The organism is Streptomyces sp. NPDC004658, assembly GCF_040609555.1.
Classification (GTDB): Bacteria; Actinomycetota; Actinomycetes; order Streptomycetales; family Streptomycetaceae; genus Streptomyces.
The window spans coordinates 1-11,367 of sequence record NZ_JBEXKG010000203.1 but is presented as its reverse complement, the minus strand read 5'-3'; the positions used below and the strand labels follow the sequence as shown (position 1 = coordinate 11,367).

The 11,367-nt window shown below is 72.3% G+C and carries 10 protein-coding genes; 2 read left to right on the top strand and 8 right to left on the bottom strand.

Annotated features, from left to right (window positions below; all coding sequences use genetic code 11):
* The first annotated feature begins 640 nt into the window (after positions 1 to 640).
* Complete coding sequence (gene trpS / locus ABZV94_RS36820) at positions 641 to 1,666, top strand: tryptophan--tRNA ligase (protein WP_356348544.1); 1,026 nt, start codon at positions 641 to 643, stop codon at positions 1,664 to 1,666.
* A gap of 103 nt (positions 1,667 to 1,769) precedes the next feature.
* On the opposite strand, the gene proC is transcribed toward trpS, so the two are convergent.
* The 6 genes from proC to ABZV94_RS36790 all read right to left on the bottom strand — a co-directional run bounded on the left by proC (position 1,770) and on the right by ABZV94_RS36790 (position 6,336).
* A complete protein-coding gene (gene proC / locus ABZV94_RS36815; RefSeq protein WP_356348541.1) occupies positions 1,770 to 2,582 on the bottom strand; it encodes a pyrroline-5-carboxylate reductase in 813 nt (270 codons plus the stop codon).
* 78 nt (positions 2,583 to 2,660) lie between these two features.
* On the bottom strand, positions 2,661 to 3,467 hold the full coding sequence (locus ABZV94_RS36810) for an ABC transporter permease (RefSeq protein WP_356348539.1): 807 nt from the start codon (positions 3,465 to 3,467) through the stop codon (positions 2,661 to 2,663).
* Positions 3,464 to 4,258, bottom strand: coding sequence for an ABC transporter ATP-binding protein (locus ABZV94_RS36805; protein WP_356348536.1), 795 nt, complete (start codon positions 4,256 to 4,258; stop codon positions 3,464 to 3,466). The genes ABZV94_RS36810 and ABZV94_RS36805 overlap by 4 nt, the downstream gene beginning before the upstream one ends.
* Before the next feature lie 93 nt (positions 4,259 to 4,351).
* Complete coding sequence (locus ABZV94_RS36800) at positions 4,352 to 5,149, bottom strand: class I SAM-dependent methyltransferase (RefSeq protein WP_356348534.1); 798 nt, start codon at positions 5,147 to 5,149, stop codon at positions 4,352 to 4,354.
* Between the two features lie 144 nt (positions 5,150 to 5,293).
* A complete protein-coding gene (locus ABZV94_RS36795; RefSeq protein WP_356348547.1) occupies positions 5,294 to 5,734 on the bottom strand; it encodes an EamA/RhaT family transporter in 441 nt (146 codons plus the stop codon).
* Positions 5,735 to 5,991: 257 nt separating this feature from the next.
* Positions 5,992 to 6,336 (bottom strand): SH3 domain-containing protein, encoded by a 345-nt coding sequence (locus ABZV94_RS36790; RefSeq protein ID WP_356348531.1) that lies wholly within the window; start codon positions 6,334 to 6,336, stop codon positions 5,992 to 5,994.
* 154 nt (positions 6,337 to 6,490) lie between these two features.
* Here ABZV94_RS36790 and ABZV94_RS36785 point away from each other — a divergent pair, with 154 nt between their 5' ends.
* Positions 6,491 to 8,662, top strand: a complete 2,172-nt coding sequence (locus ABZV94_RS36785) for a serine/threonine-protein kinase (RefSeq protein WP_356348529.1) — start codon at positions 6,491 to 6,493, stop codon at positions 8,660 to 8,662.
* Between the two features lie 154 nt (positions 8,663 to 8,816).
* Here the strand turns inward: ABZV94_RS36785 and ilvD are convergent, their stop codons facing one another.
* Positions 8,817 to 10,670 carry a dihydroxy-acid dehydratase gene (ilvD, locus tag ABZV94_RS36780; RefSeq protein ID WP_356348526.1) on the bottom strand — a complete coding sequence of 618 codons (1,854 nt, stop codon included), beginning with the start codon at positions 10,668 to 10,670 and terminating at the stop codon, positions 8,817 to 8,819.
* A gap of 94 nt (positions 10,671 to 10,764) precedes the next feature.
* Positions 10,765 to 11,367: TetR family transcriptional regulator (locus ABZV94_RS36775; RefSeq protein WP_356348523.1), on the bottom strand; the 603-nt coding region annotated here is incomplete at its 5' end.

Here is an 11,367-nt window from a genome sequence, read left to right as displayed (position 1 = left end):
CTTTGTACTCACCCTCTCGGGCTTTCCTCCGGGCGCTTCCCTTCGGTCTTGCGTTTCCGACTCTATCAGATCTTTTCTCGATCCGATTTCCTCGGCGCTTTCCAGGTTCCCGCTCTCGCGTTTCCCTTTCCGGCGGTTCCGACTCTATCAGATCCTTTCGGCGTCTGATCCCCGGTCAGCGGGGTTTGTCCTCCCGGCCGTTGGGCCGTTCCGACGAGTGAGACTTTAGCGGATTCCTGGCTCCCGAGCTAATCGGGGGCTGGCGTCCTTTCGAACGCGGATTCCTCATTTCGCAAATACGCACACCAAAGCAGTCGGCGCCAGAGCGTCGATTGAGTGGGTGGTGCCTGCGGATTGGCTGTCCGGGGACCGACCGGGGTCGGCGCTCACGTCGGACAACTCGGAGAACACTACGTATCGGCGCGGGGCGTGTCAACTCGCTGCCGCGAGGCACTCCGGGGGCGTACTGTGGGGTGCGTGATGACGCGTACGTGTACCCAGCTCTGGTGGGCCGCCTGACGGCGGCCGGACTCACGTATGCACTCAACGGCCGCCGCCTCGGCGGCCGTTCTCGTATCTCCCTCCGGGTCTCGGGGGCCGGCCGCAAGGGCGGCGGTCCCGACCAGAAGGTGGAGTGGAGATGACTCGGGTCTTCAGCGGGATTCAGCCGACCGGGCACCTGACCCTGGGCAACTACCTGGGGGCCACGCGGCGGTGGGCCGAGGTCGACCAGCACCGGGCGGACTCGCTGTTCTGTGTGGTGGACCTGCACGCGCTGACCATGGACCACGATCCGGCGCGCGTACGCAGGCTCAGCCGGCAGACGGCGACCTTGTTGCTGGCGGCGGGGCTCGACCCCGAGGTGTGCACGGTGTTCCTGCAGAGCCATGTGGATGAGCACACGCGGCTGTCGTACCTGCTGGAGTGCGTGGCGACCGACGGTGAGATGCGGCGGATGATCCAGTACAAGGAGAAGGCCGCGAAGGAGCGGGAGCGCGGGGGGAGCGTGCGGCTGTCGTTGCTGACGTATCCGGTCCTGATGGCGGCGGACATCCTGGCGTACGGCACGGACGAGGTGCCGGTCGGCGAGGACCAGGCGCAGCACGTGGAGCTGACCCGGGATCTGGCGGTGCGGTTCAACCAGCGGTACGGGCAGGCGTTCGTGGTGCCGAGGGCGACGCTTCCGCAGGTGGCGGCGCGGGTGATGAACCTCCAGGACCCGACGCGGAAGATGGGGAAGTCGGACGATGCCGGGGCGGGGGTCGTCTATCTGCTGGACGAGCCGGACGTGGTGCGCAAGAAGGTGCTGCGTGCGGTGACGGACAGCGGACGGGACGTCGTCTACGACCGGGCGGAGCGGCCGGGCCTCGCGAATCTGCTGGACGTTCTCGCTGCGTGCACGGGCGGGAACCCTCAGTCACTGGCGGACGTTTACGACTCGTACGGCTCTTTGAAGAAGGACACCGCGGAGGCGGTGGTGGAGGTGCTGCGGCCGGTGCAGGCCAGGCACCGGGAGCTGTGCGCTGATCCGGCGTATGTCGAGGGGGTGCTGCGGGATGGTGCGGAGAAGGCGCGGGCGTTGGCACGGCCGACGGTCGATACGGCCTATAGGGCGATCGGGCTGCTGCCGCCCGTGGCGGAGCCTTCGCTGAGCGCTGCCCGGTAGCCGGGCGGCGGTCTGGGTGCGGCGACAGGGGGCGGTGGTCCGCCTGGACCGGTCTGCGGGCGGGGACGGGCCACCGCCCGCGGGCCGGCGTGGGGCGGTCGGTTCAGTCCTTCTTGCCCGAGGCGAGTTCGCGGCTGCGGTCGCGGGCGGCTTCGAGGGCGGCGATGAGGGCGGCCCGTACGCCGTGGTTCTCCAGTTCGCGGATGGCGTTGATGGTGGTGCCGGCCGGGGAGGTGACGTTCTCCCGGAGCTTGACCGGGTGTTCGCCGCTGTCGCGGAGCATCACGGCGGCGCCGATCGCGGACTGGACGATGAGGTCGTGGGCCTTGTCGCGCGGGAGACCGAGCAGGATGCCGGCGTCGGTCATGGCTTCGACCAGGTAGAAGAAGTAGGCCGGGCCGGAGCCGGAGAGTGCGGTGCAGGCGTCCTGCTGGCTCTCGGGGACGCGGAGGGTCTTGCCGACACCACCGAAGATCTCCTCGGTGTGCGCGAGGTGCTGTTCGGTGGCGTGGCTGCCGGCGGAGATCACCGACATGGCCTCGTCGACGAGGGCGGGGGTGTTGGTCATGACTCGGACGACCGGGGTGCCCGCGGCCAGGCGCTCCTCGAAGAAGGAGGTGGGGATACCGGCGGCTCCGCTGATGACGAGGCGGTCGGCGGGGACGTGCGGGGCGAGTTCGTCCAGGAGGGTGCCCATGTCCTGCGGCTTGACCGTGAGGATCAGGGTGTCGGCGGTCTTGGCGGCCTCGGTGTTGGTGACCGGGGTGACTCCGTAGCGGGTGCGGAGTTCTTCGGCGCGTTCGGCGCGACGGGCCGTGACCAGGAGGTCGTCGGGGGCCCAGCCGGCCCGGATCATTCCGCTGAGCAGGGCTTCGCCGATCTTGCCGGTGCCGAGGACTGCGACTTTCTGGCTCATGCGGTTCAGTCTGGCACCGGGGTGGGGTGCGCGGGCGGGGTGTCCGGTGGGCGGAACATCGGCCGGTGGCCCCCGCGGTCACGCCGTGCGCCGTCGTAGCGTCGCCGCTCCCAGGCCCAGCACGAGCAGCGCGCAGCCGGCGACGATCAGGACGTCGCGGACGAAGGTCGCCGTCATGTCGGTGTGGTGGAGGACCTGGTTCATGCCGTCGACGGCATACGACATCGGCAGGACGTCGGAGACGGCCTCCAGGACGGGGTGCATGTCGGAGCGGGGCGTGAACAGGCCGCAGAGGAGGAGCTGGGGAAAGATCACCGCGGGCATGAACTGGACCGCCTGGAATTCCGAGGCCGCGAAGGCCGAGACGAAGAGACCGAGGGCCGTGCCGAGCAGGGCGTCGAGGAGGGCGACGAGGAGGAGCAGCCAGGGGGAGCCGGTGACGTCGAGGCCGAGGAGCCAGACCGCGAGTCCGGTGGCGAGGGCGGACTGGACGATGGCGAGGGCGCCGAAGGCGAGGGCGTAGCCGGCGATGAGGTCGGCCTTGCCGAGGGGCATGGCGAGGAGGCGTTCCAGGGTGCCCGAGGTGCGTTCGCGCAGGGTGGCGATGGAGGTGACCAGGAACATCGTGATCAGCGGGAAGATGCCGAGCAGGGAGGCGCCGATGTCGTCGAAGGTACGCGGGCTGGCGTCGAAGACGTAGCGCAGCAGGATCAGCATCAGGCACGGGATCAGGATCAGCAGCGCGATGGTGCGCGGGTCGTGGCGCAGCTGGCGCAGGACCCGGGCCGCGGTGGCGGTGGTGCGGGAGGCGTTGAGGGCGCCGGGGCGCGTGGCGGGGGCCGCCGGGGTCGTCGTGCTCGCCGTGGTCAGGGGGCTCGGGGTCATCGGGTGCTCTCTTTCGTGCGGCCCGTGGTGGCCTCGTCGACCAGGCGCAGGAAGGCGGCCTCGACGGTGTCGGTGCCGGTGCGGGTGCGCAGGGCGTCCGGGGTGTTGTCGGCGAGGATCTCGCCCTCGCGCATGAGGAGGAGGCGGTGGCAGCGCTCGGCCTCGTCCATGACGTGGGAGGAGACGAGGAGGGTGACGCCGCGGGTGGCGGCGAGGTCGTGGAAGAGGTTCCACAGGTCCCGGCGCAGGACGGGGTCGAGGCCGACGGTCGGTTCGTCCAGGACGAGGAGTTCGGGGGTGCCGAGGAGGGCGACGGCGAGGGAGACGCGGCCCCGCTGGCCGCCGGAGAGGTTGCCGGCGAGGGCGTCGGCGTGGCTGGTGAGGTCGACGTCGGCGATGGCCTGGGTGACGTGTTGGTGGCGGCGGTCGGCGGCGCGGCCGGGGTCGAGGATCGCGGCGAAGTAGTCGAGGTTCTGACGGACGGTGAGGTCGTCGTAGACGGAGGGGGCTTGGGTGACGTAGCCGATGCGGCTGCGCAGCGTGGGGTGGCCGGCCGGGTGGCCGAGGACGTCGAGGGTGCCGGTGACCTTGGCCTGTGTGCCGACGATCGAGCGCATGAGGGTGGATTTGCCGCAGCCGGAGGGACCGAGCAGCCCGGTGATCCGGCCGCGGGGGACGGTGAAGCGGAGGTGGTGCAGGACCGTGCGGGGGCCGCGGGTGACGGTGAGGTCGTCGGCGTGGACGGCGGCGGTGGCGGCAGGGGGTGGAGGGCCCGGCTCGTAATTCATCATGTGATGAATAATTGGCCTGGCGGGGCCCGGACGTCAAGGGGCGGGGGAAAGGGTGGGAGCCGGTGAGGGACGTGGGAGGTGCGGGCTGCCGGGTCAGGGCTTGCGGGCGACCAGGAGGAGGACGTCGTAGGTCTCCTCGACCATGCCGTCCGGGAAGACCTTCAGCAGGTGGCCGCGCTCCTCCTCGAGGAAGGCGGCCGTGCGCTCCTCGGGGGTGACGAGGAAGGCCGAGTGGCTGCCGATGTTGGCGAGGTGGGTGTCGACCGGGACGCGACGGCTCCAGCGGACCGTGCGGCGGGTGAAGTCCAGACGCCCGCTGGGGTCGGCCAGCTCGATGCGGTCTGCGGCCTTGCGCTTCTCGGCCACGGTGTCGACGCCCAGGAAACGGCCGACGCGACGGGCCGCGTCGGTGATCCAGTCGATGTCCAGCGCCTCGGTGTTCCACCACAGCGCCAGCGCACCGCCCGGGCGCAGCACGCGCAGCACCTCCGGCACCGAGCGGGCCTGATCGGTCCAGTGCCAGGCCTGGGCGAAGGTGATGAGGTCGGCGTGGGCGTCGGCGACGGGCAGGGCGTTGCCGTCGCCCCGCACGAGCGGGATGTGCGGGAGCGCGCGGCGGAACTCGGCGGCCATGCCCGCGCCGGGTTCGACGGCGAGGACGTCGGCGCCCCGGGCGTGCAGGAGGGCGGTGGCGATGCCGGTGCCGGCGCCGACGTCCACCGTCCTGGCGCCGGGCAGGGGGCGGCCGGCCAGTTCCTCGACGGCGTCGAAGAGGGCGGGAGGGTAGGAGGGGCGGTTCGCGGCGTACTGCGCGGCGGCGGAGTTGAAGGAGGCGGCGCGGGCGGCGTGGGAGGCGTGCGGGTCGGCGGGCGACGGCTGAGTGACGGTCATGGGGTCCTGTCTACGGCATCGCCCCGCGTCCGCGTCCTCCTCTTTTCGCTGCCGTTGCGGTTCCGCCATGGCGTTTCACCGTCGCCGTCGGGCCGATTGCCGTTCCGAAGTCGCCGTTCGACGTCGTCGTCCCGCCGTTGCGTTCTACCGGCGGCGCTTCTTCCGCGACGGGTTGCCGGTGCGGCGGGTGGTGCGGCGTTCATGGGCCTCGCGGGCCTGCTCGTACTCCTCGCGGTGCAGCTTCTCGCCCGGTGCCTCGGTGAGGGAGCGGAAGAAGTAGGCGAGGAGGGTGCCGACGAAGCCGATGGCGAGCAGGCCGCGCAGGGAGGCCTGGCGCTGCGGGTCGTGGCGCTTGCCGAAGCCCTCCCAGGTGTTGCGGAAGGCGAGCGCGCTGCAGATGGCGAACATGGCGACGACCAGCACGGTCACGAAGGAGCCGGATTCGGCGATCTGGATGCCCTGGTAGGCCAGGCGCAGCACCAGGCAGGAGACGGCGGCGGCGGCGAGGGAGCCGACGGCGACACCGGCGCGGCGGGCCGCGTAGCCGTCGTCGTGGTGCACCCAGGAGGTGCCGAAGAAGCGCAGGGGCTCGGGGCGGGGGCCGCCGCCCTGCGGCGGCGCGCCATCGCCCCGGGCCGCGTGGCCGCCGGAGTCCGCCGAGGTGTCCGGGGTGCCGGTTTCGTCGCTCACAGCACGATTATGGCGCCGGGGGCGGACGGGCTTCCGGGCGGGGCGGGGACCGTGCGGGGTGGGCTGCCGGGGTGGGGGGCGTGCCGTGTCGGCGGCTCCCCCCACCCCGGCGGGGCCCGGCGCCGGCCCGGCCCGGTCCGTGCGGGCTGGGGTCAGCCGCAGCGGGGGGCGATGTAACCGTCGGTGCCCGTCTGGACGTAGGCGTCGGAGACGTACTCGCCGCTGTCGATGAGGTCCCAGATGTTGGTCGTGCCGTAGGTGCCCGTCACGGTGGTGCCGGGGGTCTGGCAGTAGATCGGTACCCGGACGCCCTCCGGCAGCACGCGGACCAGGTTGTACTGCGTGCCCGGGCCGCTGCGGACGTTGAGCCGGACACCGGGCGCGACGGCGTAGGTGCGGACGGCTGCCGCCGCCTCCGTCACCATGCTCCCGGCGCCGCCGGTGCCGTCGACGCCGTTCTCGGTGGCCTCGGCCTCTTGTGCGCGGTCGACTGACATGAAAGTGGTCCTCCCCCGTTGTCCTTCTGTCATCAGGCGCGAAACGCAGGTGCGCGACTCGCACCCAGACGCTAGCAAGCCGCCTCTGTCCCGTACGAGTCATCGACTAGGCTCCGTGCGTCGCGCGCGCGGACGAAGAGCACGGGGGTGGTCCATGGCGCCACAGCGCAACACCGGAGCGGGCGCGGAAGCGGAACTTCCCGAGTACGCCGGGCACTACCGGCTGGAATCCTGTCTGGGCTCCGGCGGCATGGGGGTCGTACACCTCGCCCGCAGTACCTCGGGGATGCGGCTCGCGGTGAAGGTCGTACACGCGGAGTTCGCGCGGGATCCCGAGTTCAGGGGCCGTTTCCGGCAGGAGGTGGCCGCCGCGCGCAGGGTCAGCGGGGCCTTCACGGCACCCGTCGTGGACGCCGATCCCGAGGCCGGCCGCCCCTGGATGGCCACCCTGTTCATTCCCGGGCCGACCCTCTCCGATCATGTGAAGCGGAAGGGTCCCATGCCCGCGGAGCAGCTGCGCCGGCTGATGGCGGGGCTCGCCGAGGCACTGCGGGACATCCACCGGGTCGGGGTCGTGCACCGGGATCTCAAGCCCAGCAACGTGCTGCTCGCCGAGGACGGGCCGAAAGTCATCGACTTCGGCATCTCCCGGCCGAAGGACAGTGAACTGCGCACCGAGACCGGCAAACTGATCGGCACACCGCCGTTCATGGCGCCCGAGCAGTTCCGGCGGCCCCGTGAGGTCGGCCCGGCCGCCGACATCTTCGCGCTCGGTTCGGTCATGGTGCACGCGGCCACCGGGCGCGGGCCGTTCGACTCCGACAGCCCGTACGTCGTCGCCTACCAGGTGGTCCATGACGAGCCCGACCTGACCGGCGTACCGGACGGGATCGCGCCGCTGGTGCTGCGGTGTCTCGCCAAGGAACCCGCGGACCGGCCCACGCCGGACGAACTGATGCGGGAACTGCGCTCGGTCGCGGCCTCGTACGACACCCAGGCGTTCATACCGGCGCAGCGGACGGGGGCGGAGCAGGGGGCGGGCGAGGACCGGGCTTCGGCGGAGGCGGGGGCGGAGGCAGGGGCAGGGGCAGAGGCCGCCGGCGCTCCTGCTGGAGCCGGGCGTTCCGAGGGCACCCGCGGGCGCCCGTGGCGTCGGCGGGCGGTGGCGCTGTCGGCCGGGGGCCTCGGGCTGGCGCTGCTCGGTGCGCTCGTCTCGGTGTGGGCGTCCGGCGGAAACGATCAGGCACCCCGGAGGAAGAGCGAGCCGACCCTGACGGCGGCCTCCGGCAGCACGTGGACGGCCCGGCCGGCGGTCGGCGGCGCGGGCATGCCGCACTGCGTGTACGGGGCCGGGAAGGTGTTCTGCGCGCGGCCGGGCGTCGTCTTCGCGCTCTCCGCGAGCGACGGCGGCCTGCTGTGGCGGCGCACGGTCGACACCCGGTCCACGAGCGGGCCTCCGGCCCTCTCCGGCGGGCTGGTGCAGCCGTACACGGACGGCGGCTCACGGCTCGCCGGGCTGGATCCGGTCACGGGCAGGCAGGTGTGGCAGCGGCGGGTGCCGGCCGGGACGACCGTGCGGTACGCCGGTGACACGGCCCTGCTCACCGGCACCGACGGCACGGTCACCGGCGTCGACGGTGCGAGCGGCGCCACCCGCTGGCGCAGCACGGTGCCCGGTCGGGGCGTGCCGGCGTTCGACGCGTTCCCCGGCGCTCCGGCGGCTTACGCGACGCGTACGTCCGCCGACGGGACGAGCACGCAGGTGACCGCCGTCGACCCGGGCACGGGCCGGGCGCGGTGGGACGTACGGCTCGACGGCTGGCTCAAACCGTTCGCGGCGCAGGGCGGTTCGGTGTTCTTCCTGTCCGTGGACAGCGCGTACGGCGCCGAGGAGATCGTCCGCTACACCCCCGGCTCGGGCGCGACCCGGCGTGTGGCGCTGCCCACCGTCCTCGACGGCGCGCACGCCACCGTACGCGGGAACGTCGTGTACGTACTGGCCACCGGCGGTTCCCTGGACGCCGTGGACATGGAGTCGGGGCAGTCCGGCCGGCACCTGTGGCACCTGGAGACGTCGGTGAGCCGCGGTTCGGCGCCCGTCGTGCGGGGCGGGCGGGTGTACCTCACCGCGAGCGACGGCCGGCTGCTCGCCGTCGACGCCGGGAACGGCAGGCTGGTCGGGCAGACGCCGGCGCGGCTGGGCGCGAACTCGGCGGAGGTCATGAGCACCCCGCCCGCGCCGGTGCCGGTCGGCGGACGCGTCCTCGCCGCCGCGCCCGACGGCACGGTCTTCGCCGTGGACGGCGGGAAACCGTCGGCCTGGTGACCCGGGGCGCGGTGAGAGGCCCGGCGACGCGAGGACGCTCGGCGGCTCGGTCAGACGGGCACCGGCGAACCGCCCGGCGGCACCGGGCCAGCGCACCGCCCCGGTGATACGGCGAAGGGCCGCCCCGGGTCGGGGCGGCCCCTGCTGCCGGTGTTCAGCCCAGGCGGGACACGTCGCGCACCGCGCCCTTGTCCGCGCTCGTCGCCATCGCGGCGTAGGCGCGCAGGGCGGCGGAGACCTTGCGTTCGCGGTTCTTCGGGGCGTAGACGCCGTTCAGGGCCTGGGCGCGGCGGGCCAGCTCGGCCTCGTCGACCAGCAGCTCGATCGAGCGGCCCGGGATGTCGATGCGGATGCGGTCGCCGTCCTGGACCAGGGCGATCGTGCCGCCGGAGGCCGCCTCGGGCGAGGCGTGGCCGATGGACAGGCCCGAGGTGCCGCCGGAGAAGCGGCCGTCGGTGATCAGGGCGCAGGTCTTGCCGAGGCCGCGGCCCTTCAGGTACGAGGTCGGGTAGAGCATCTCCTGCATGCCGGGGCCGCCCTTGGGGCCCTCGTAGCGGATGACGACGACGTCGCCGTCCTTGACCTCCTGGGTGAGGATGCGCTGGACGGCCTCCTCCTGGGACTCGCAGACGACCGCCGGGCCCTCGAACGTCCAGATCGACTCGTCCACGCCGGCCGTCTTGACCACGCAGCCGTCGACGGCGAGGTTGCCGCGCAGGACCGCGAGGCCGCCGTCCTTGGAGTACGCGTGCTCGACGGAGCGGATGCAGCCGTTCTCGGCGTCGTCGTCCAGGGCCTCCCAGCGCTCGGACTGGGAGAAGGCCTCGGCGGAGCGGACGCAGCCGGGTGCCGCGTGCCACAGCTCGACGGCCTCCGGCGACGGGGAGCCGCCACGGACGTCCCAGGTCTTGAGCCAGTCGGAGAGGGACGGGCTGTGGACGGCGTGCACGTCCTCGTTGAGCAGCCCGGCGCGGTGCAGTTCGCCGAGGAGGGCGGGGATGCCGCCGGCGCGGTGCACGTCCTCCATGTAGTACGTGCGGTTCTTGGCGACGTTGGGGGCCACCTTGGCCAGGCAGGGCACGCGGCGCGAGACGGCGTCGATCTGGTCCAGGCCGAAGGGGACGCCCGCCTCCTGGGCGGCGGCCAGCAGGTGCAGGATCGTGTTGGTGGAGCCGCCCATCGCGATGTCCAGGGCCATGGCGTTCTCGAAGGCCTGGAAGGTGGCGATGTTGCGGGGCAGGACGGTGTCGTCGTCCTGCTCGTAGTAGCGGCGGGTGAGGTCCATGACCGTGCGGGCCGCGTTCTCGTACAGGGCGCGGCGCGCGGTGTGGGTGGCGAGGACCGAGCCGTTGCCGGGCAGCGACAGGCCGATGGCCTCGGTCAGGCAGTTCATCGAGTTGGCGGTGAACATGCCGGAACAGCTGCCGCAGGTCGGGCAGGCGTTCTCCTCGATCCGGAGGATGTCCTCGTCGGAGATCTTGTCGTTGACGGCGTCGGAGATCGCGTCGACCAGGTCGAGCGTGCGGACCGTGCCGTCGACGAGGGTGGCGCGGCCGGACTCCATGGGGCCGCCGGAGACGAAGACCGTCGGGATGTTCAGGCGCAGGGCCGCCATCAGCATGCCCGGGGTGATCTTGTCGCAGTTGGAGATGCAGACCAGGGCGTCGGCGCAGTGGGCCTCGACCATGTACTCCACGGAGTCCGCGATCAGGTCGCGGGAGGGCAGGGAGTACAGCATGCCGCCGTGGCCCATGGCGATGCCGTCGTCGACCGCGATGGTGTTGAACTCGCGCGGGATGCCGCCCGCCTCCTTGATCGCCTCGCTGACGATCCGGCCGACCGGCTGGAGGTGGGTGTGGCCCGGCACGAACTCGGTGAAGGAGTTCGCGACGGCGATGATCGGCTTTCGGCCGATGTCCGCACCGGGTACACCGGAGGCGCGCATAAGGGCGCGGGCGCCCGCCATGTTGCGGCCGTGGGTGACTGTGCGGGACCTCAGCTCGGGCATCGTCGCTCGCTCCTTCAGACGGATGTGGCTGCTTCGAGCGTACGCCGGTCATCCAGTGGGCGGGACAAGGTGTCCGGATTGCGGGACGGGCGTTTCACGGAGCCGTCAGGTGCCCCTGTACGACGGGGGCGACCCGGGCGATGATCCGCTCCAGGTCCGCCGACGCCAGCGGCTCCACCTTGATCACGTACCGCAGCATGGCGCAGCCCACCAGCTGGGCGGCCGCCAGCTCGGCGCGCAGCTCGGCGTCGGGCAGTTCCAGCTGGGCGGCGATGCGGCGCAGCAGCTGCGTGGCGATCAGGCGGCGGAAGACGGCGGCGGCCGTGTCGTTGTTGACGGCGGAGCGCACGATCGCGAGCAGCGGGGTGCGGGTGGTGGGGTTCTCCCAGATGCCGAAGATGAACCGGGTGAGCCGTTCGCCGACAGCGTCCGAGGGGCCCTCGGCGACCGCGTCCGGCGCGTTCAGGGCGGGCGCGAAGGCGACCTCGATGGCCGCCTCGAAGACCTGCTCCTTGGTGCCGAAGTAGTGGTGGACGAGCGCGGAGTCCACACCGGCGGCCTTGGCGATGCCGCGTACGGACGTCTTCTCGTACCCGCGCGCGGAGAACTCCTCGCGGGCGGCGGCGAGGATACGGTCCCGGGTGCCGGCGGACTCGCCGCGCGGGGGCCGGCCCCGGCGCCGGGCGGGCGGCTCGGC